The organism is Bradyrhizobium canariense (assembly GCF_900105125.1).
In the GTDB taxonomy this organism is placed as follows: Bacteria; Pseudomonadota; Alphaproteobacteria; order Rhizobiales; family Xanthobacteraceae; genus Bradyrhizobium; species Bradyrhizobium canariense_A.
The window spans coordinates 6763970-6785851 of the sequence record NZ_LT629750.1 but is presented as its reverse complement, the minus strand read 5'-3'; the positions used below and the strand labels follow the sequence as shown (position 1 = coordinate 6785851).

The window sequence follows — 21882 nt, the reverse complement described above, 5'->3', positions numbered from 1 at the left end:
GCCAACAGGTTCTAGCTCACCCCCCGGGTACGCGGCCCTAACTTGTCGTTATCGGGCCGAGATAGGCGACCACATCCACCTCCACCAACACGCCGTTGAGTTGGCTGCCGGTCAGCGTGCGGACGGGCTTGTTATTCGGAAAATAGCGCGCATAGACCGCGTTGAAGCGAGGCGCGTTGGCGACGTCGGAGAGATGCACTGTGGCTTTGACGACGTTGTCGAATGTCGCTCCGAACGACTTCAGCACGCGCTCGACATTTTCCAGAGTGGCAGCCGTTTGCTCCTCGATCGTGGTGCCGATCACGTTTCTCTTGGAATCCCGCGGCACCTGTCCGGCCGTATAGACAAAGTCGCCGGCGCGCAGGCCGTGCGAATAATGACCACCGGCCATCGGCATATCGTCAGTCTCGGAACGTGTCATGGGCTTCTCTCTCCGTGGGATCCGCAAGATATCTGTCGCGCCTGAACGGCTTTTGACAGACCGGTTGTCATCGTTGGGCGACTCCGAATTGCGCGCTTCGCCAACCGCTTGCTCGTTTGATGGGTCTGCGTGTTGCCTGTTCTTCGATCATGCTTGCGAGCAAATTGTGCAGTGCGTGCATTTCCGTGTCGTTGACAAAGTATACGTGACATATATCGTTTGCAACAACGAGATCGCGCGACAGATCATGTACGGACTGTTGGCGCTCAATCTGCAGTTCGGAAGTCGCGCAGGCGCTGGCCGCCAAATGGTGTTGGAGAGTTAGTCGTGGACGCGGGCCGACCGATCATCCAGGTAAAGGATTTGCGCAAGTCGTTCGGACTTTCGGAGGTGCTGCGCGGCATCACGCTCGATGTGTCGCCGGGATCGGTGCTCAGCATCATCGGCGCCAGCGGATCGGGGAAGAGCACCTTTCTGCGCTGCCTGAATTATCTTGAGCGCCCGACGTCGGGCGATATCGTGATCGATGGCGAGGCGATCGGACCATCGACAGCCGGCGGCCGGCGGACATCCGGCGCGTCGCCGAAAGATATTGCGCGAATGCGCACGAAGCTCGGCATGGTGTTTCAGCAGTTCAACCTGTGGCCGCACATGACGGTGCTCGGAAACGTGATCGAGGCGCTGATTCAGGTCAAGCGCATGCCGCGCAGGGAAGCCGCTGACGTCGGGCGGCGCTTTCTCGCCAAGGTCAATTTGCTCGACAAGGAAGGCGCCTATCCCGCCAAATTGTCGGGCGGCCAGCAGCAGCGGGTTGCGATCGCGCGTGCGCTGGCGATGCAGCCGAAAGTGATGTTGTTCGACGAGGCGACGTCCTCGCTCGATCCCGAATTGACCGGCGAGGTGCTGGAAGTGATGCGCGACCTCGCGCGGGAGGGCATGACGATGCTGGTCGTGACCCACGAGATGGGTTTTGCGCGCGATGCGTCGGACCGGGTGATCTTTCTGCACGAAGGGAAGATCGAGGAGGATGGCACCGCAGCGCAGGTATTCGGAGCGCCGTCCAGCGAGCGCTGCCAGCGTTTTATTTCGTCGGCGCTTGGTTAGCCGCCGGTGTTCGCCGCCCTGCATAACGCGTTCGACCCCGGGCTGTTCTGGGAGTACCGCGTCGTTCTGCTGACCGGGCTGCTGCGCAACGTCATCATCTTTGCCGAAAGCGCCGTGCTGGCGGCGGTACTTGCCTTCGTCGTCGGCGCCGCGAGCCTCAGCCGTCACGCCATTATTCGCTGGATAGCCGTTGCCTATGCCGAGTTTTTCCGGAATACGCCGGAATACGTGCTGCTGGTGTGGGTCTACTTCGTTCTTCCCTTGATCATCGGCAAGCTGGTTGGGAGCAAGGTCAATCTCAGCCCCGAAGTGGCCGCGGTTCTCGGCCTCGGCGTTGCCTATAGCGGCTTCCTGTCGGAGACCGTGCGCGCCGGCTTGCGCTCGGTCGCCTACGGCCAGACTGAAGCTGCGCTTTCGCTGGGAATGTCGGGATTCACAACGTTGCGCCGCATCGTGCTGCCGCAGGCGGTGCGCCGGATGCTTCCCGACACGGTCAATCAACTGGTCTCGCTGTTCAAGGCGACCACGATCGTATCGCTGATTGCGGTGCAGGACATCATGTACCAGGTCTCGATGATCAGCGTCGCCGAGATGAGGCCGGTTCCGCTCTATACCGGGGCCGCGTTGCTCTATTGCGTCGTGATCATTTGCGCCACCCAGTTGTTCCAGCGGTTGACCGAACGGTGGCGTCGCCGGGGTTGGGCATGAGCGATCACGATGCTTGAAAACTTCAACCGCTACGTCCTGGCCAATCTCGGCGCGCTGTTCGACGGCCTCTGGGTGACGATCTACGTCTGCTTCTGGGCGTTTCTGCTGGCGATTGTATTGGGCCTTGTCGCCTGTTTTGTACGCATGCGCGTGCCCTATGTGCGGGTCATCGCAATTGCCTATATCGAGTTCTGCCGCGCGACCCCCATTCTGGTGCAGTTGTTGTGGGTCAATTACGTCTGGCCGGAAATCTTCGGGTTCCCGCAGACGGTGACCGGCGCCGGCATCATCGCGCTGGCACTGCAGTCGAGCGGCTATCTGGCGGAGACATTCCGGTCCGGCTTCGAGGGACTTCCGAAAGGCCAGAGCGAGGCCGCGCTCGCCGTCGGGATGAACCGATGGCGCATCGTATCGCGGATCGAGATGCCCCAGGTCGCTTTGGTGATTGCGCCGCTGGTGATCAACCAGCTCGCGGTCGTCGTCAAATCATCGACGCTGGTCTCCGTGATCGCGATCTCCGATCTGATGTACCAGGGCCTGAAGATCGTCAATCAGTGGTACGAGCCGATCGAAGTCCTGACGACGATCGCTCTGATCTATTTCATTCTCCTGTTCGGAATCTCCCGGGCGGCGAACTACGCCTATGTTCATTTTCAAGCGAAGTTTGGACTGGCGAATGCGCGATAAAAACCTTCCATCCGTCCGAAAATCCACGTCCATCGTAAACCCTCGAGGAGTATGACCATGCAAGATCAGTTCGATCTCTCCAAGCGCTCTCTACTGACCGGCGCCCTCGCAGCCGGTGTCGGCGCCGCCACGCTCGCCGGGGCGATGCAGGACGCACACGCGCAGCTTCTGGAGTCCGGCATCGATCCCAAATCGGTGCTGGCCAAGGTCAAGAAGGGTGGAACCCTTGAGGTCGGCTATGCGCAGCTTCCGCTGTGGTTCTACAAGGACGCAAAAAGCGGAGAGTTGAAGGGCGTCTTCAAGGAACTCGTCGATAATCTGGCGAAGGAACTTGAAATGACCGTGAACTGGCACGAGGTGACCTTCGCCAACTCCACGATCGCCCTGCGTTCGGGCGACTACGACATGTTCGGTTCGTCGGCGTCCTACACCGTGCCGCGCGCCACCGTCTGCAATTATGTCGGGCCGCTGTGGTCGAAGGGCAGCTTGGCGGTGATCCGGAAGGCCGATGCCGACAAGTACAAGACCGCCGCGGATCTCAACAACCCGGATGTGACGATCTCGGTCAATGCTGGCTCGAGTGATGAGCAGCGGATGCCACCGCTGTTCCCCAAGGCCAAGTTCCAGGCCGTCGCCGGTCAATATTCGATGGCCGCCGAACCCGTGCGTGCCGGCCGCGTCACCGCCTGCATCGTCGGTGACACCGAGGCGGTTGCGCTCGCCAAGCGAAATCCGGACTGGGCGATGATCGTCGATGCCAAGAATGCCTTCGACAAGCGGCCGAACACCTGGATGATCCGGCATGGCGACGTCGCCTGGAAGAATTTTCTCGATTCGTGGTGCACCTTCATCACCGCGAACGGCGAAGTTCAGCGCCTGTTCGACAAATATGCCGCCGAGGTTCTGTAACGCGAGCGGCGAAAGGGCGACAGCAGCGCAGTCTCGATTGCACGACAAGCATCGAGGCTTGCGCCGGCTGCGCCCGTTACGGCGGTACACGTTCGGGATAAGCGTAGGATAAGCGATTGAGGTGTTTCCAAAATGAGTGACAAGATCGATAAAATCGAGGCGATTGTCGGCCGCAAGGTCAAGCGCGACATCACGCGCATGACGGAGCTGATGAAGGGCAATCTGGAGAAGGCGGCGGCCTCGATCATGGACAGCCCCAATGCCCATGTCGGCATCGTGACCGGATTTTTCATCCAGCACGCCACGCCACCATCGCCGGAGACGGACGGGCTGATCGGGATGGGGCATCTCGCGGCGGGCCTGGCCAGCGCCGGCGTGCCGGTGACCGTGATCACGGATGCACCCTGTGCCAAGGCGGTCTGGGCCGTGGTCGATGCGGTTCCGGAGCAGGTCGACCTGGAAGTAACGGCGACCAACGAAAGATCGGTCCGCCGCCTGCGGAAATCGCTTGAAAGCGCCGATCGGCCGATCACGCATCTGATCGCGATCGAGCGGGTATCGCCCGCCGCAGATGGCAAGCCGCATCGTGAGCATGGTTGGGACATGTCGCGCGAAACCGCGCCATTGCATTTGCTGTTCGATGATCCGACCTGGCAGCGGCGCTGGATCACCATCGGCATCGGCGATGGCGGCAACGAGATCGGCATGGGATCGCTGCCCCAGAACATCGTCGAGAGCGAAATACCGAATGGCCGCGTGATCGCGGCGACGACGCCGGCCGATCACCTCATCGTAGCCGGCGTTTCGAATTGGGGCGGCTACGGACTTCTGGCGGCGATGGCCTGCTTGCGGCCGCAGAAGGCCGCCGCGCTGCTGCGTCATTTCAATCGCGAGATGGATCATCGGCTGCTGACCGCGGCCGTCGAGATCGGACAGGCGGTGGACGACAGCCGGGTTGACAGTCCGGGTCGGCCGCAGATGAGCGTCGACCGGATTCCGTGGGAGCAACACGCGATCCTGCTCGAGGAGATCGCAGCAGCCGTCGGGTGACGTGGGCAATGCGGCAAGGGCCTTTCGGATCGGTGCTGGTGATGGAATGAGGATTACGGACATGACGGATGTCTCGATCGACGCGCGGTATCAACAGCCGGACGAGCAGGTCTCGACGCCGTGCTTCGTCATTTTTGAAGACATGGTGTTGCGCAACCTCAAGCGAACCGCGGAAGCCTGCGGCGGCATCGAGCGACTGATGCCGCACGTCAAGACGCATCGCGCGCCCTGGATTGCGAAGCTGTTGATGGCGCAGGGCGTCGGCGCCTTCAAATGCGCGACGCCGGCCGAAGTCGAGATGGTGCTGGCGGCTGGGGCGAAGCGCGTGACCTGGGCCTATCCGGCGGTCAGTCCCGCCAACCTCGCGCGGTTTCTTGCGCTGGCGCGCGCCCACAAGGATGCGCGGCTGACCGGCATGGTCGATTCCGAACAGGGCCTTGACGTCTGGAAGGCGCAACTGAGCGCCGAAGACGACAATGTCGATATTCGCGTTGATCTCGATCCTGGAATGGGACGGACCGGCGCGCCCATGTCAGGCGTCGCCCTCGGTCTTGCGGCGGAAGCCGGCAAATTCGCCCGCTTCGCGGGATGGCATGTCTACGATGGCCACATCAAGGGCGATCGGGAAACACGACGGCGACAGGTCTCGGAGATTGCCGAAAGATTGTCCGGTTTGCAGGCGTCGTTGCACGCGGATGGCGTGGTATCCGACGTCGTGGCCGGCGGCAGCTATACGTTCAATCTGTGGCCGCCTGAGGTGGCGCGCTACGTATCGCCGGGAAGCTGGACCTATTCGAGTTCCCAGCACGACATTGAACTCGCCGATCTCGGCTGGGAGCCCGCGGCTTTCGTGCTGGCCACGGTCGTTTCGGTTCATGCGGGGACCGCGACCCTGGATGCCGGCTCGAAGGCGGTCTCTCCCGACAAGCCCATCCCGGAACGGTTTCGTTGGCCCAGAAAGATCATTTCGATGAGCGAGGAACACACTGTCGTCGAGGCCGATGATCTGAAGGTCGGAGACCGGGTTTTCCTGATGCCGCAACACGCCTGCACCACCGCCTATCTCTATGACAATGCATTGGTGAAAACCTCCGCGGGGGCATGGCAGCGCCGCCAGCAACTCGGCAGCAAACGTTAGGCGCGACATCGCGCGGAAGCTTCCATGCGGTGAATTCCTTTCGCCACCTGGCATCCAGCAATCCATTCATTGATCAAAAATGGGCTGCTCGTGGAGGCAAGCAGCACTGTTTCGATTTGGTGACCAGGCTTTCCAAGAGTTCGATAGTCCTCCTTCTTGTTTGAGGATCGTCGATACGTTTGGAGCCGATAGGAGACGCTGGCCTTCGAATTTTTCCGAGGTCAAGACGATCCAAAGACCTCGCGTTCGCTTTGCCGACTACATTCGCATGCCGCTTGCCAGAATTGCGTCCGCGAGTTCGGCGGCAGGTCCGCTTAAGGTTCTACCCGTGCCGAGCAGAACGAATTCGACGGTGCCGAGATCTGGCAGACCGTGACCATTTGGGAGCTCGACAAGGCCCGTCGGGATCAGGTCTCCGGGGAAAACCGCGACGCCGAGTCCGGCGAGCGCCGCGGCTCGAAGTCCGCTCAAGCTGCCGCTTGTGCACACGATGCGCCAGGGACGACCGCGCCGCTCAAGCGCGGCGAGAACGATGTCGCGGGTTATGCTGGGCGGTGAATAGAGGATCAGCGGTACAGGCGTTGATGGATCGAGGCGTGGCAGATCGCCGGACACCCAAGCTAACCGATCGCGCCAGACGACGCGTCCGCGATCCTCTCCCGGACGACGTTTGCCGCAGACGAGGTCAAGCTCTCCGCGCTCAAGTTTCTCGTTGAGCTCACCGCTCAGGCCAACCGTGAGCTCGAATTCGACAAGTGGATGTGTGCGAACAAACTGCCGCAACACTTCCGGCAGAAGCGATGTCACAAAATCCTCTGACGCGCCGAATCGCAGCCGGCCGCGCAGCTCGGAGCCCGCCAAATAGCGCTCCGCCCGTTCGTTCGCCGCCAGGATGCTCCGAGCGAACTCGATCATGGCCTCGCCATCAGCCGTCATTGCTACCGAATGGGTATCGCGGACGAAGAGCCGCCGTCCGGCCTCGTCCTCAAGCTTTCGGATGTGCTGGCTGACCGTCGACTGGCGCAAGCCGAGCCGCTCGGCGGCCCGGGTGAAACTCCGGGTCTGGGCAATCGCCAGGAAAGTCTGAAGCAGGACGGGATCTAGCATGGCTCTATCATCACGATTTTCGATTACAATAATAGCGGTATGCGGCATTCACAATGACCGGTGGCGTTGATATCAAACCAGTTGTCCCCCGCAAGAGAGGCTCGAAATGATTTTGCTCCGCTCCGTCTGGTCACGCATCGATAGGTTCCTCGCGGCCATCTTGCTGACGGTTGCTTTCGCCGCCGTGATGCCGGCCCGCGGCGATGCGGCCGTGGCCGTTGGCTGGCTAACGGATGCCGCCATCGCGCTGTTGTTTTTCATGCACGGGGCCAAGCTTTCGCCCGAAATCGCGCTTCTTGGCGCGCGGCACTGGCGACTGCACTCGATGGTGTTCCTGAGCACGTTCGTGCTGTTTCCGATGCTCGGAATTTCGGCGCGATTCCTGGCCCCAAATTTTCTCCCCGAGCCGCTCTGGGCCGGGGTGATCCTGCTCACCGCACTGCCCTCGACGGTGCAGGCCTCGATCGCTTTCACGTCGGTGGCCGGCGGCAACGTGCCTGCGGCGCTGTGCAGCGCTTCCGCTTCGAATCTGCTCGGCGTTTTCCTCACTCCCCTGATCGCCGGTTTCCTGCTCACCCGCCACGGCGTCGACATCTCCGTGCACTCGGTTCTTGCCATCGTCGTGCAGCTTCTGCTGCCCTTCGTCGCCGGTCAGCTATTGCGGCCGTGGATCGGCGCCTATGTCACGCGCCATGCGCGCGCGCTCAAGAGCGTGGATTACGGCTCGATCCTGCTCATCGTCTACTCGGCTTTCAGTCACGGCGTCGTGGACGGTATCTGGCATCAGATCGCTGCGGGAGACCTGTTCAAGGTCGCGCTCGTCGATGTCGCGCTGCTTGCGGCCGTGATCACCATCCTGACTTTTGCGAGCAGGCAGCTTGGCTTTGCGCGTGCCGATGAAATCACCATCGTTTTCTGCGGATCAAAGAAAAGCCTCGCCAGCGGCTTGCCGATAGCAACCTTGCTGTTCGCCGGGCACGTTGGGCTCGTTGTCATCCCGTTGATGCTGTTCCACCAGATCCAACTCATGGTCTGCGCCTCGCTCGCACGGCACTACGCAGCGCGCCGGGTCACGGCGAGTGAACCGCCTTCAGGTCTCGCCGCAAGGTCCGCCTGAGCGTTCGGTTATCGTAGCATCGGAAAAGTCGGTTGCGCCCTCCATCTTGAACGAATGGCCTTGGGTGGACCCTATCGGCTCGCGCAGCGAATTGATCGCTCACACGACGATGTGGTCGAGGTCAGCGGCAACGCTCGTCATCGGGAATATCTTCGTCGCCTCGGCCAGTATGTCCTCTGCCGGGTAGCGTCCGGAAATGTGGGTCAGAACGAGTTGCTTCACGTTACTCATCGCCGCGAGACCCGCGGCCTCCGCGGCGGTCAGGTGGCCGTAATCGCGCGCAATGGCGGCATCTCTTTCAAGGAACGTCGCCTCGATGACCAGGACGTCCGCCTCTTGAACTCGCTCAGCCAACCCATCCGCGGTTTCGGTGTCGCCTACAATAACGAGCTTTCTGCGAACCTCAGGGGGTCCGAGAACGTCTTCGGGGTCAATTGTCCTGCCGTCCCCCAGAACCGCGGCTACGCCTTTCGCAAGCGATTTGCGCACTGGACCGTCGGGTACTCCGAGCGCGGCAAGACGGTCGGGCTGAAGATGTCGGCGTTCTGCACTCTCGAAGGAGAATCCGAAACTGTCCGTATCACGATGTCGGACTGGAAAGCAGGCGATGGTGAAGTCATCCAAGTCGATGACCTGCCCTTCCGCCAACGGCATCAGTTCGAGCGGAATAGGTGCCCGGCCTTCACCCCATAGGCCAGCGAGCATGCGGGCAACGACTTCAAGCGTGGCCGGACCGCCATGGATGGTCATGACGTCGGCGCTCCGTTGTAAGCCAAGGGTGGACAAAAGACCGGGAATGCCGAGTACGTGGTCGAAATGGGCATGGGTTAGCAAGAGCCGCTCAAGCCGTCGAAAACCGACGCCACTCCGCAACAACTGGCGCTGGGTCCCTTCGCCGCAATCTACCAGTATGCGCTTGCCGCCTGCCGCGACGAGGAGGCCCGGATGGTTACGCTCCGTCGACGGAACGCTAGCCGACGTGCCGAGGAAAGTCAGGTCAAACATCGTGGCCAGGTTTCCCCCAGGCTAGAGCCTTGTGCACGACACCCGCATATTTGTTTTCGGTCAACCGTAACCAATCATCGGAAGCACAACAAAGCACTCGCACGTGAGCGAGGAAGGCAAGATCCGAGTTCGACCTCGCTTCCCAATCCTTGAATTCCGCAACGACCCGCCGGTGCGACAAACGAGCCGAAACTACCCCCGCAAGGATTGGATTATTCTAGCGCCAAAACCCTTCACTCGCGTGCCTTTTTCACTATCCATCTTTTGTTGTCCAGTCGCTCCTGCTGGTTCGCCAAAGTGCGCCACGCGGCTTCCATCTGCAGGAAGGTACATCTTGTCTCCTCGTCTTCGGAGCGTTGAGCTAAGAAGGCGCAGTCCTCAGCGTTATCACGGAAAATATCAGCCAAACTCATACTGGCCAGATGGCCCGAATGGCGGACGGTTTCAACAGGATTTCTCCGTGAAATGTTTGTAACGTCAACAGGCGAAATCTCGCGCGTTTCCGTCAGCCAGATCAAGCAACCTCGCCACCGCTGATCCGCCGCGGATGGAAGGGCCTGTGTTCAGCAGGCGATGCAGCGTGTGATTTGTTTCGCCATTATCCGCGTAGCCTTCGCTTCCAATCAATGGAACAGCCCACATGATCGATGCGCCGATCAAAACGCAGCGAACTAAGGAGATCGGCTGCAACGGTTCATCACAAACGATCCGCATCCGATCTTTGCCGTTGTGTATCGGCTCGCGGATGATCTGGGCATACACCGGGCATCGGCGGCAAGTTGCTGACGTATCTGTTCATCACCCGCAAGAGCGCGATGATCGCGGCTCCCACTTAAAGAACATTTTAATCGAACGGTCGAGCAAACTTCCTACCTTCAACCGAAGGAAAGGACACAACCATGAAGCTCACGAAAATCGTACTGGCAACTGCATTCGTGCTCTCGGGCACGGTCGCGCTGGCGCAAGCCAGAACTGCTGAAGCTGCAACTCCTGAATTTGGATCATCGGCAGCTTCGTCGGCGGGTTCCTATGTGTGGCCGTCGGAGGGCCGGTATTCGAAGCCCCCCACATCGAGCAACACGTTCCACAGCTCTGGTAATTCAATCGATAAATACGACCAATCAACACAAACCCCCATGGGTTTTCCAGGGGACTCCGGGCCTTACAGATAATTTTTCTGTGGCAACTCTTCTCTGGTTTTGGGTAAACCATGGCCGCCGCCATCGGACAGGCAAGATTGGAACGTTCTGCGATACAGCGGGTGCACGTGCTCGTGCGTCCTAAGGATGGGCTCGCAGGCAAAACGAACCGAGCCAGCTCCATCGCGGGAGATGGCGCGCAAGCCATGAATGCAAGTGCTGCGAACGGTGCCAAAGAAACGGCCCCAGCGAGGGCAGAAAGCTGGGGCCGAAGTCTGGCAGGGAGGAGTGCCGGATGGGGGTCCCGGCACAACCCTGGTATAGGTTCAGCAATCCGCCAGTCCCATTAAATTCTGTTTTAAGGATCGAGGCTGTTTCCACACAACCTGGGCATAACGCTAGCCGGGTTAGGCTGCCGGGACTTTTAAAGGCGTCTTCGTTGTCGTTCACCGAGCCAAGCGCCGCTTGCCGAGCATCGCTCCGCCTGTTTCAATCTAGCCGATCCAGTGCCGTTGATGGGGACGCAGCCCGCCATGGCCCTTGCCTGAACATAGCTCATGCAGAAGGCCGCACCATAGCCGATGATGCGGCCTTCTGCAGGAGCAGCCCAGTTTCGACCGGCTGCATTTGGTGCTTCGTGCCACCTTATTTGCAGGCGTGCCGGCGGCCATCATATCCAAGGAACGTCTCTGATGACGGATCGTAGGAATGGTAACGCTGGGCGCAAGACCCACCATTCGCACTGCCTTCCGGGGCGGCATAAGCGTAACTGCCACTGAACGGTCCCAAACCCGCCTCGGCGTCCATGCGTGCCGCCGGTGTAGGCCGGCCGCCGTTCAGGATATCATTGTTCGGATAGTAAAATGCGAACGAACCCGGCTCCTGGATAGCCGCCTGCGCGAATACCGGCGTTACGAACGTCAGCGACAGAATGGCTGCCGCGCTGAGAATCTTGAATTTGGTCATAGCTTGTCCTCTTCCGTGAATCGAGTGGGAGCGAGATTTTCAGAAACCTCGCTTTCTGCGCCCCTGAATGCTCAGAGGCCTCACCACGGAGGTAAGCCGAAGCACTACCCATCCCACTAAATTGCGCTTCAAGATGCTAAACTGAAATTTACGTCGAACCCGACGTCGCCCTGGACGACGAAGGGCAGCGGCTTTTGCGCGAGACGGAGTGGCTTAAGAGAACTGAAGCGAACTGAAGAGGAGCCGCAGGGCAAATCTCGAGATCATGTTCGGTAGAACGCGCCTGGGGAAAGGCGCTCCCGATATCGCGGAAACTGGCCCGAAGAAATCAGCATCGGATCGGACTCTGCGACGTCAAAAGCGCCGTTCGTTTCCCTCGGTGCGGCGAACGTCGTCAGAGATCGCCGCTTCACCGTGACCGCCTGAGGCCACGCCGGGTTGTAGGCCGCTTTTGAATACATGCGATCTAACGAGCGATACGGCCTGCTCGCCAGCCAGCATACCGAGGAGGCCGAGAAGTGCGATCGCAGGCGGTGCCGGAGACCGTACTTTAACGAGCCCATAGACGACTCCGACTGCCACACCCAAGATAAGAGAAGCGAGATAAGGTCGCATCGAATGCTCCTTGGCCAGTTACCATCAACGCGAACCCGTCCGCCCAACGAACGACCTCTGTAATCGATCGGCAATGCCTGACGATTCCGTCGATCCGAACATCACCGCGATATCGTGACAATTGAAGATAGCAAAATGACATATCGCTATTAAATTGCGGTTCAGAACGCTAAATTTGATTTTATGAAGTTGGATATTCAAATAGTTGCTCATTTCACGAGCCATCTGTCTATCTGTTACTGTAAGCCGCGCCAAGAATGATTACTGGCGAGACGGAGACAACTGAATGCGCCAAATACCGTTGGGAACGAAAGGAACGTTCACGCTGCGCGTGCTGCCCGAGCATCTCGCCAATCAATTCAAAGACGCGATGCTGCCGCAGGTGCTGGCGACCCCCGTTATGATCCTGGTCATGGAGAATGCCGCTCTGAACGCGATAAGACCATTTCTGGAGACGGGTGAGAGCGCGGTCGGCACCGAAATAGATGTTCGGCACCTTGCAGCGACGCCCGTCGGTCATAATGTCCGTGCCGAAGCAGAGGTGATCAGGACCGAGGGAAAGCGGATCGTGTTCAAGGTGTCGGCGAGGGACGAGACAGAAGAGATCGGCAACGGGACCCATCAGAGAATCGTGATCAACCTCCAATCGTTCAACGAGCGTCTCGCAAAAAAGAGCAAACGTTAGTCGTTCGAGCTCAATCGCCTACCGATCAGACCGATCCTTTAAGCATGTACGCAAGCTTACGATCGGCAGCGCCACCAAATCATGATTTTTCAAGCTGGATGGTTTGGTGCTGCAGCGTTCACGTCATTCTAACTTGCGTGCCTGTCACTTCCGGTCTAGCCCACCGCGCGTCCTCCGACGCATCATCTGAATTTCAATTTGAGAATTCTAAATCGGCTTTTAATGAGGACGTCGCGCTCGACCGCGTTCTCCTGCTGACTTACGACACATTGTTAGCAGAGCCGCAGCCTGCGAGCTGGAGAATCTGAAGGCCATCTTTGATCGCCTCGGCGTGGCTCAGGCAGATCGCCCCGGATCATGGCGAACCTCAAACACAACGTGATGCCGATGGATCAACTCATGCAAATGCTGCGCTTGAACCTCTGATTGGTTCTGCCGCCGGCTAATCGGAACCGAGCCATCGTTTCGAGATGAGCTGACAGAAGGCTACTCGCGATTGCCGTCGGGCATTGGCGAAATCGTTCGAGCGGCTCCCGGAGAATAAACTCGAATTTAGAAGACAATGCGTGGGGCCGAGACAATGTTGGATCATGAGCGCGAGGTTTGCACCTCCCCCATGCGCGCTTGGAGGATCAATCGCTTGTTGGAAGCGCAGATGCGCACGACCGTTAGGAGGATTGACGCATGAAGCATGCTATGATCACGGAAGCGACTTTCTTTGGCGATGCCGATTTGAGGCCGACCGCGAAGCCTCGTGGACGGCCGATGCATAAAATGGTGGTGTCGTTTTCCGCCGCGTATTTCGCCGGCGCTTTCATCACCGATCTCGTCTATTGGCGGATTCCTGATGTGCTGTGGGAGAGATTCTCGATCTGGCTGATCACCGCGGGTCTGATAATGGCGGGCTTTGCCGCCATCGCTTATGTGATCGACCTTGCAGGCAGCAGACAAATCGACAGGCCGGCTTGGCCCCGCGTGGTTGGTTACGCGCTCGCTGTCTCGCTCTCTCTGATAAACGCCTTCGTTCATAGCCGCGACGGCTACACCGCGGTGGTCCCGACCGGCCTGATGCTTTCCGGGCTCGTCGTTGTCGTTCTCTTGTTGACGGCTTGGGTTGGCATAGCCCTGGCAAATCGCCATCGTGTTGGAGGATAAAATATGATGCACGCACTCGGAATTTCACGTACGGCGAAGCTACCGCGTCTCGCCGCCATTGTTGTCGCCTTTGCCGGCTTGGGACTCGCCGGCTGTGATGATCATGGCGGCGACCCGAAAGTGCAGATCGGCGCCAACCCCGTGCTGCCCAAGCTGCAGCAATATTTGATGCCGCCGATACGGATCGCAAAAGCTGTCGGATGGGGAAACGACGAAACTCCCGCGGTGCCGCAGGGATTGCAGGTCCATGCATTGGCGACCGGCTTTGAGCATCCGAGGTCCCTCTACGTTCTCCCCAATGGAGACGTACTGGTGGTTGAGAGCAATGGTCCGAAAGCGCCGATCAGTCGGCCCAAGGACATCATCACTGGCTGGGTACAATCGTTCGCCGGCGCCAAGGCAAAGGACGCAAACCGCATCACGTTGCTACGCGATACCAAAGGCGATGGCGTTCCCGAATTGCGAACCGTGTTTCTGGATCATCTCAACTCGCCGTTTGGCGTCGCCCTGATTGGTCACGATCTTTACGTCGCCAACACCGATGCGATCGTCCGCTATCCGTATCAGGATGGACAAACCAGCATCACGGCCGCGGGCACCAAGCTCACCGATCTTCCTGGCGGCCCCATCGATCATCACTGGACGAAGGCTCTGTTGGCCAGTCCGGACGGCTCCAAGCTCTATGTCGGGGTCGGCTCAAACAGCAACATCACCGAAAACGGGATCGGGGCCGAATACGAACGCGCCGCGATCTGGGAGGTCGATCGGGCATCGGGCGCGCATCGCATCTTCGCCAGCGGAATTCGCAATCCCACCGGGCTGCAGTGGGAGCCTGAGACCGGTAAGCTTTGGGCCATCGCCAACGAGCGCGACGAGATCGGGCCCGACCTGGTTCCGGACTATCTGACCTCGGTGCGAGACGGAGCCTTCTATGGCTGGCCCTATAGCTATTACGGCCAGCATCTGGACCCACGCGTCGAACCGCAGCGGCCCGATCTGGTGGCCACAGCAACCGTGCCGGACTATGCGCTGAGCTCCCACGTGGCGCCGCTAGGTGTAGCGATGTACACAGGCACCGATCTTCCCGCCAACTACCGCAGCGGTGCGTTCGTCGGCGAACACGGAAGCTGGGATCGAACGCCGCTTAACGGCTACAAAGTTGTCTTCGTGCCCTTCAGCGGTGGACGGCCGAGCGGGCCGGCGCAGGATGTCGTCACAGGCTTCCTCGATGCAAACGATCACGCGCGCGGGCGGCCAGTTGGTTTGGCAGTCGACCGGAGTGGCGGGTTGTTGATCGCCGACGATGTTGGAAACACGGTTTGGCGCGTGTCGTCACTTAAGCCGGGTTCTCCACCAAAGCGAGCCAGTTAGCAGGCCCGATATAATCCGTGTCGTCGATAGACAGGTCCCGTGTACTAGCCAGTTGATCGAGCGAACACCCCGCATGGCGCAGAGAAAGCGCCATGCGGTGACGTTCGGATGACGCTCTCGCTGACCACATCGGCTCACTATTACGTCATAATGACCACCAATTTTGTTATTTTAATCGGCATCATCTTTTTCAAACCCGGCAAAGGGGGACGCCAGTCGGCAGCCTTGTACCCACAGAACCGGATATCCTTGTGCGCCCCCCGTATGTGGTAAGCTACTAGTTCAATTCGCGCCCGGGCGATCGTCTGCATGGGACGAATGGTAGTTTAGTATCTTCACACCGGTCTGGCGGTGGAGTCCGGCGGATGATCTCATCCTCTTGGTTCGACGTTGGCGGGGATAGTGGCCTCCGGGTGGTGTGGGAGGATGGCGATCGCGTCTTCTGCAGGGGATGGCGCGATGGCGCCGACGGCAACCGGAACACGGTCCTCGTCGTGTTTCCCGCCGCAGAGCAGCCAACATTCGACAGCCTCAATCGCCTCACTCACGAATACGGACTGAAGGACGACCTGGATGGTGCGTGGGCGGCGCGACCCGTCGCGCTGACACACCACAACGACCGCACGACGCTGGTACTTGAAGATCCCGGCGGTGCGCCGCTCGATCGGCTGCTTGGCCAGCCACTGGACGTATCGCATTTCCTGCGCATCGCAATCCCTCTCGCGGGGGTGCTGCGCCAAGTGCATGAGCGAGGCCTAATCCACAAGGACATCAAGCCGGCAAATATCCTGCTGGATGCTGCAAGCGGCGGTGTGTGGCTGACGGGGTTCGGCATTGCCTCGCGTCTGCCGCGCGAACGCCAAGCTCCCGCGCCGCCAGCGTCGATCGCGGGCACGCTCGCCTATATGGCGCCCGAACAGACCGGACGAATGAACCGCTCGATCGACGCCCGCAGCGACCTCTATGCGCTCGGCGTCACGTTCTACCAGATGCTCACGGGCTCACTGCCGTTTACGGCGGCCGATCCCATGGAGTGGGTCCATTGCCATATCGCCAGAAAGCCGGTGCCGCCAAGCGAGCGGCTGGAGACGGTTCCGGCCGTGATTTCCGCCCTCGTCCTAAAGCTGCTCGCCAAAACCGCCGAGGAGCGATACCAAACCGCCGCTGGTGTCGAGCGCGATCTGCGGCAGTGCCTGACCGACTGGGAAGCCCGAGGTCACATCGATGACTTCCCGCTGGGCCAACAAGACATTCCCGACCGGCTGCTGATCCCCGAGAAACTGTATGGCAGAGCGCGCGAGGTCGAGACCCTGCTCGCTTCCTTCGACCGCATTGTCAAAAACGGCGCGCCGGAGCTGGTGCTGGTCACCGGCTATTCCGGCATCGGTAAATCCTCGGTCGTGAACGAACTGCACAAGGCACTGCTGCCGCCGCGCGGCCTTTTCGCATCGGGCAAGTTCGATCAGTACAAGCGCGACATTCCCTATTCGACCCTGGTGCAGGCTTTTCAGAGCCTTGTGCGACCGCTTCTTGGCAAGAGCGACACCGAGCTGGAGATCTGGCACGGCGCGTTTCTGGAGGCGCTGGCCCCGAATGCACGGCTCATGACCGACCTCATCCCCGAACTGAGGCTCATCATCGGTGAGCCGCCGCCGGTCGCGGAGCTTGAACCGAAGCAGGCGCAAAGCCGTTTCCAACTGGTGTTCCGCCGATTTATTGGTGTGTTTGCCCGACCGGAACATCCGCTCGCACTCTTTCTCGACGATTTGCAGTGGCTTGACGCGGCGACGCTCGACTTGCTCGCGGATCTGTTGATCCGCTCGGATCTGCAGCACCTCATGCTGATCGGCGCCTATCGCGACAACGAGGTCGATGCCGCTCATCCGCTGATCCGGAAGCTCGATGCTATCCGCGAGGCGGGCGCGTCCGTGCAGGAGATTAGACTTGCGCCGCTCGCCCAGGAAGACCTGGGCCGGCTCATTGCGGATACGCTTCGCTGCGCGCCCGACCGGGCCGCCCCGCTTGCGCGACTGGTGCACGAGAAGACGGGTGGCAATCCGTTTTTCGCCATTCAGTTCATTTCCGCGCTCGCCGAAGAGGGGCTGCTCCGCTTCGATCATGAAGCGGCGCGCTGGCGCTGGGAGCTCGATCGCCTTCACGCCAAGCGATACACTGACAACGTGGTGGACCTTATGGTCGGGAAATTGACCCGCCTGCCCGTCGACACCCAGGCTGCGTTGCAGCGGCTCGCCTGCCTCGGCAACGTCGCCGAAATCACGATGCTTTCGGCCGTTCTCGGAAAATCGAACGACGAGGTCTGTTCGGATCTCTGGGAAGCCGTTCGTCTGGAACTGGTCGAGCACCTGGAGGGCTCGTACAGGTTCATCCATGACCGTGTCCAGGAGGCCGCCTATTCGCTCATACCGGAGCGGGTGCGTGCCGAGGCGCACCTCCTGATCGGAAGGCTGCTCGTGGCGCATACGCCCGCAGAAAAGCGCGAAGAGACGATCTTCGAAATCGTCAATCAGCTCAACCGCGGCGCCGCCTTGATCACCTCACAAGACGAGCGCGAGCAACTGGCCGAACTCAACCTGATCGCCGGCCGGCGCGCCAAAGCCACGACCGCCTACGCCGCGGCGATCACCTATCTGACCGCCGGTGCGGCCCTGTTGCCGGAAGACTCCTGGGACCGCCGGCACGAACTCACCTTTGCGCTGGAACTGCACCGGGCCGAATGCGAGCTCCTCACCGGAGCGCTGCCAGAAGCGGAGCAGCGGTTGAATGTGCTTTCGACCCGCGCCGCAAGTACGGTGGAGCGGGCGACCGTTGTGTGCGTGTGCGTCGATCTGTACACGACCGTCGGTCGGAACGCGCGCGCCATTGCCGTCGGTCTCGATTGCCTCGGGCGTTTGGGCATCCACTGGTCGCCGCATCCAACAGAAGAAGAAGCGCGCCGAGAATACGATCGGATCTGGTTGCAACTTGGGAGCCGTCCGATCGAGGAGCTCGTTGATCTGCCCATGATGACCGACCCGGCCTCCCTCGCAACTCTGAATGTTCTGACCAAGGTGTTTGCTGCAGCTATGTACACAGAGGCCAACCTGGCTTGCCTGGTCATCTGTAGAGCAGTCAATCTCAGCCTCGACCGTGGTAACAGCGATGGCTCGACGTTCGCCTACGTAATGCTTGGCGCAATCGCCGGCGCGCGTTTTGGCGATTATAGGGGCGGTCTTCGCCTCGGCCAGCTTGGCTATGAGCTGGTCGAGCAACGCCGTCTCTGGGGTTCCCAGGCCAGAGTCTATAACCAGTTTGGAACTCACGTTCTCCCTTGGACGAGACATTTCAAAGATTGTCGCGATCTGCTGCGTCGGGCGTTCGAGGTGGCCAACAAGAACGGCGACCTGACCTTCAGCGCGTATAGTTGCCACGCCTTGACCACGAACCTTCTCGCGGTGGGCGACCCGCTTCCCGAGGTGCAGCGCCAAGCCGAGCATGGTCTCGCGTTTGCAGACAAGGCCCAGTTCAGGGTGGTCATTGACCTCATCGCCATCCAGCTTGGGCTGCTCCGGACTCTGCGCGGACTTACGCCGAAATTCGGCTCCTTTAACGATGCGGAGTTTGACGAGATTCGGATCGAGCGCCGTTTGGCCGCTAACCCGGATCTGGCGCGTGCCGAGTTCTCCTATTGGACACGCAAGTTGCAGGCGCGCTTTCTTGCAGGTGACTATACATCAGCCGTGAATGCCGCATCGAGGGCGCAATCGCTGCTCTGGATAGCGCGATACGCTGTGGAAGCGGCGGAGTATCATTTCTACGGGGCGCTTTCCCTCGCGGCAGTCTGCGACGCCGCCGCAGTCGACCAACGCCGGCAGCACGTCGCAGCTCTGGTTGCCCATCACCGACAGTTCGAAGTCTGGGCGACGAATTGCCCAAGCAATTTCGAAAACCGCGCCGCGCTTGTCGGCGCCGAGATCGCGCGGATCGAAGGCCGGGAGATCGATGCCGAGCGCCTCTACGAACGGGCGATCCGATCGGCCCACGACTACGGCTTTATTCACAATGAGGCGCTCGCCAATGAACTCGCTTCCCGCTTCTACGCGGCACGGGGGTTCGAGAAGATCGCTCGTGTGTATTTGCAGGAGGCCCGCTACGGCTACCTGCGTTGGGGAGCTGACGGCAAGGTGCGACAACTCGAACACATTCATCTGCATCTCCGCGACCCGCCAATCCCCGCATCTCTCGCCGCTACCATCGGCGCGCCCGTCGAGCGGCTGGATGTCGGGACGGTGCTCAAGGCCGCGCAGACTGTGTCCGGCGAGATCGAACTCGGCAAGCTCATCGAGAAACTGCTGCGGATCGCGGTCGAACACGCCGCCGCCGAGCGTGGGCTGCTCATCCTGTGCCCGGACGACGAGCCACGGATCGCGGCGGAAGCGACCACCGGTCGCGGCCAGGTTGAGCTCACATTACGGGAAGCTGCCCTGTCACCTGCAGAACTCCCCGAAGCCGTGCTCCATTATGTGATCCGGACGGGGGAGAGCGTGATCCTTGAGGACGCCTCGGCGCAGAATCAGTTTTCGACGGATGAGTACATCTCTCGGAAGCTCCCTCGGTCGATCCTCTGCCTGCCGCTGATGAAACAGTCCAAGCTGATCGGGCTGCTCTATCTCGAGAACAACCTGGCATCGCACGTGTTCACGCCCGACCGGATCTCGGTACTGGAGCTATTGGCGTCGCAAGCGGCGATCTCGCTTGAAAATGCCCGTTTGTACAACGATCTCGGGGAAAGGGAGGCCAGGATCCGCCGCCTGGTCGACTCGAACATCATCGGAATCATGATCGGAGACTCTCGGGGCCGGATACTCGAAGCCAACGAAGCCTTTCTCGACATGTTGGGCTACAGCCGTGAAGATCTTATCGCAGGTCGGATACGCTGGACCAAGCTAACGCCCGCCGAGTGGGCCGCCGCCGACCAGGATGCGCTGGACCAGATGAGTGCGACTGGAAGCTGCAAGCCTTTCGAGAAGGAGTATTTCCGCAAGGATGGCAGCCGCGTGCCGATTTTAGTCGGTGGCGCGTTTTTCGAGAGAAAGCGAGACGAGGGAGTTGTCTTTGCCATAGACATGACCGACCGCAAGTTGGCCGAAGATAAACTGCGTGCCAGCGAACGACGCCTTCTCGAGGCCCAAATGGAGCTCGCGCACGTCAACCGCGTCACGACAATGGGGCAGCTCACCGCCTCGATCGCGCATGAAGTGAACCAGCCGCTCGCTGGCGTCGTTGCCAACGCAGAGGCTTGTCTCCGCTGGCTCGACCGCGGAACTCCGGACCTCGACGCAGCGCGACGCTCGGTGAAATGGATTATCGACGACGGCAATCGTGCGAACGAAGTGATCCAGCGCGTCCGTTCGCTCGCGAACAAGACCAGCGTTGAGAAGATGCCACTCAACATCAATGACGTCGTTAGGGAAATCGCCGCACTGGTGCAGCGCGAACTGACCAGCCACCAGATATCGTTGCAAATGGAGTTGGTAACTACTCTACCCATGATCCCGGCCGACCGGATCCAATTGCAGCAGGTGATTATCAACCTCGTGATGAATGGCATCGAAGCCATGCAATCGATCACGGATCGACCGCGCGAATTGATAATCCGATCGCGTCAGGAAGATGCGCAACAAGTGCTCGTAAGTGTGACGGATGCCGGCGTCGGGATGCCAGCGGCTAATGCGGACCGGCTGTTCGACGCCTTCTTCACCACCAAATCCAGCGGCATGGGTATGGGACTCTCGATCTGCCGTTCGATCATAGAAGCCCACGGCGGCAAGCTGTGGGCTACGGATAACTTATCCCACGGTGCTACGTTTCAGTTCACCCTGCCGGTTAACGCAGACACGGTGTCGTGAGGTTGCGCGGAAGTGCAGCCGGTTCTTTCCGGGGCAACGATTCCAATCTTCATGATCAAGAAATTAACATCAGCTCTCCTCGAGCTTGATCTCGACGGGGTGGCCCATAGCAACCACCCTGCTTGACTTCGCCAAACAAACTACAATTTGGCCGCGACCAACGCTGCCCTTATCAGGGAATGCCTCGCTATTGCCGGGGACCCTCCGGATCGACGGTTGAACGCCATCGACAGCCGACTGAGCCAAGATCCACGCCGTATCTGGCTTGCCTGCCCGTTTTGCTCAGTGCCTCAGTATTCAATTCGGTTGATTGAACGGGAATTTAGTAGAGACGAGAAGCAGGCATTCCCATCTCCAGTCAATCGCGACGTTGGAAAGCCCTGCGCTGAAACACCAACGTATTGACAGCGCCTGTGGCGGAAAGTCCGCCCATCTCAATGGAGAATGACATGAGAGGACGAGTGATGATGATTTTGGCAAGCGCGGTGCTTGCCGGCAGCCTTCTTGCCACGGGTGCACAAGCCCGCGGTGGCGGGGGCGGCGGTGGACATGGCGGCGGTGGCGGAGGTCACATCGGTGGCTTTGGTGGAGGCCATATGGGTGGCTTTGGCGGCGGCCGCATCGGAGGTCTTGGCGGAGACCGTGTCGGTGGTTTTGGCAGCGATCGCATTGGAGGTCTTGGCCGAGACCGCGTCGGTGGTGTTGGCGGCGGTCGCATGGCGAACCTCGACCACGATCACTTTGGTGTTGGAAGAGATCATTTCGCCGGCGGCGGCCTTTACGGCCACGGTTTTCATGG

19 protein-coding genes are annotated in these 21882 nt (G+C 60.1%); 12 read left to right on the top strand and 7 right to left on the bottom strand.

Translation table 11 applies throughout. From position 1 onward, the window contains the following. Positions 1-37: 37 nt before the first annotated feature. Positions 38-421 carry a RidA family protein gene (locus tag BLV09_RS32060; protein ID WP_100386208.1) on the bottom strand — a complete coding sequence of 128 codons (384 nt, stop codon included), beginning with the start codon at positions 419-421 and terminating at the stop codon, positions 38-40. 327 nt (positions 422-748) lie between these two features. Here BLV09_RS32060 and BLV09_RS32055 point away from each other — a divergent pair, with 327 nt between their 5' ends. The 6 genes from BLV09_RS32055 (at position 749) to BLV09_RS32030 (ending at position 6017) form a co-directional block, all read left to right on the top strand. Next, complete coding sequence (locus BLV09_RS32055) at positions 749-1525, top strand: amino acid ABC transporter ATP-binding protein (RefSeq protein WP_146690252.1); 777 nt, start codon at positions 749-751, stop codon at positions 1523-1525. Between the two features lie 6 nt (positions 1526-1531). Then, a complete protein-coding gene (locus BLV09_RS32050; RefSeq protein WP_146690251.1) occupies positions 1532-2233 on the top strand; it encodes an amino acid ABC transporter permease in 702 nt (233 codons plus the stop codon). A gap of 9 nt (positions 2234-2242) precedes the next feature. Continuing rightward, positions 2243-2920 (top strand): amino acid ABC transporter permease, encoded by a 678-nt coding sequence (locus BLV09_RS32045; RefSeq protein WP_146690250.1) that lies wholly within the window; start codon positions 2243-2245, stop codon positions 2918-2920. Between the two features lie 57 nt (positions 2921-2977). Next, positions 2978-3829, top strand: coding sequence for a substrate-binding periplasmic protein (locus tag BLV09_RS32040; protein ID WP_167558952.1), 852 nt, complete (start codon positions 2978-2980; stop codon positions 3827-3829). A 132-nt stretch (positions 3830-3961) separates the two neighbouring features. After that, the gene (locus BLV09_RS32035) at positions 3962-4879 is read left to right on the top strand and encodes a glutamate cyclase domain-containing protein (RefSeq protein WP_146690248.1); all 918 of its coding nucleotides are present in this window, start codon (positions 3962-3964) and stop codon (positions 4877-4879) included. 61 nt (positions 4880-4940) lie between these two features. After that, complete coding sequence (locus BLV09_RS32030) at positions 4941-6017, top strand: alanine racemase (protein ID WP_167558951.1); 1077 nt, start codon at positions 4941-4943, stop codon at positions 6015-6017. Positions 6018-6275: 258 nt separating this feature from the next. Here BLV09_RS32030 and BLV09_RS32025 read toward each other — a convergent pair whose 3' ends face one another. Continuing rightward, on the bottom strand, positions 6276-7124 hold the full coding sequence (locus BLV09_RS32025; protein ID WP_146690247.1) for a LysR family transcriptional regulator: 849 nt from the start codon (positions 7122-7124) through the stop codon (positions 6276-6278). Positions 7125-7230: 106 nt separating this feature from the next. Between BLV09_RS32025 and BLV09_RS32020 the strand changes: the two genes are divergently transcribed. Beyond that, complete coding sequence (locus tag BLV09_RS32020; protein ID WP_146690246.1) at positions 7231-8241, top strand: bile acid:sodium symporter family protein; 1011 nt, start codon at positions 7231-7233, stop codon at positions 8239-8241. Positions 8242-8340: 99 nt separating this feature from the next. Here the strand turns inward: BLV09_RS32020 and rnz are convergent, their stop codons facing one another. Beyond that, entirely contained in the window at positions 8341-9246 is a 906-nt protein-coding gene (gene rnz, locus BLV09_RS32015; RefSeq protein WP_146690245.1) for a ribonuclease Z, read from the bottom strand. Between the two features lie 233 nt (positions 9247-9479). Further along, positions 9480-9764, bottom strand: coding sequence for a hypothetical protein (locus BLV09_RS38320; RefSeq protein ID WP_244548862.1), 285 nt, complete (start codon positions 9762-9764; stop codon positions 9480-9482). A gap of 122 nt (positions 9765-9886) precedes the next feature. Here BLV09_RS38320 and BLV09_RS37715 point away from each other — a divergent pair, with 122 nt between their 5' ends. Next, positions 9887-10225 carry a hypothetical protein gene (locus tag BLV09_RS37715; RefSeq protein WP_174556577.1) on the top strand — a complete coding sequence of 113 codons (339 nt, stop codon included), beginning with the start codon at positions 9887-9889 and terminating at the stop codon, positions 10223-10225. Positions 10226-11030: 805 nt separating this feature from the next. Here the strand turns inward: BLV09_RS37715 and BLV09_RS32000 are convergent. Both BLV09_RS32000 and BLV09_RS31995 read right to left on the bottom strand, forming a co-directional pair. Next, on the bottom strand, positions 11031-11351 hold the full coding sequence (locus BLV09_RS32000; RefSeq protein ID WP_146690244.1) for a BA14K family protein: 321 nt from the start codon (positions 11349-11351) through the stop codon (positions 11031-11033). 354 nt (positions 11352-11705) lie between these two features. Next, entirely contained in the window at positions 11706-11966 is a 261-nt protein-coding gene (locus tag BLV09_RS31995) for a XapX domain-containing protein (protein WP_100386196.1), read from the bottom strand. Positions 11967-12252: 286 nt separating this feature from the next. Between BLV09_RS31995 and BLV09_RS31990 the strand changes: the two genes are divergently transcribed. The 4 genes from BLV09_RS31990 to BLV09_RS31975 all read left to right on the top strand — a co-directional run bounded on the left by BLV09_RS31990 (position 12253) and on the right by BLV09_RS31975 (position 21083). Then, positions 12253-12651 carry a thioesterase family protein gene (locus tag BLV09_RS31990; protein ID WP_146690243.1) on the top strand — a complete coding sequence of 133 codons (399 nt, stop codon included), beginning with the start codon at positions 12253-12255 and terminating at the stop codon, positions 12649-12651. Positions 12652-13335: 684 nt separating this feature from the next. Next, positions 13336-13806, top strand: coding sequence for a DUF2231 domain-containing protein (locus BLV09_RS31985; RefSeq protein ID WP_244548861.1), 471 nt, complete (start codon positions 13336-13338; stop codon positions 13804-13806). Between the two features lie 3 nt (positions 13807-13809). Then, positions 13810-15177: a PQQ-dependent sugar dehydrogenase gene (locus BLV09_RS31980; RefSeq protein WP_244548860.1), complete on the top strand. Its 1368-nt coding sequence runs from the start codon at positions 13810-13812 to the stop codon at positions 15175-15177. Between the two features lie 365 nt (positions 15178-15542). Continuing rightward, positions 15543-21083, top strand: coding sequence for a trifunctional serine/threonine-protein kinase/ATP-binding protein/sensor histidine kinase (locus BLV09_RS31975; protein WP_146690242.1), 5541 nt, complete (start codon positions 15543-15545; stop codon positions 21081-21083). Between the two features lie 434 nt (positions 21084-21517). On the opposite strand, the gene BLV09_RS37585 is transcribed toward BLV09_RS31975, so the two are convergent. Further along, on the bottom strand, positions 21518-21880 hold the full coding sequence (locus tag BLV09_RS37585; protein WP_167558950.1) for a hypothetical protein: 363 nt from the start codon (positions 21878-21880) through the stop codon (positions 21518-21520). Positions 21881-21882 lie beyond the last annotated feature (2 nt).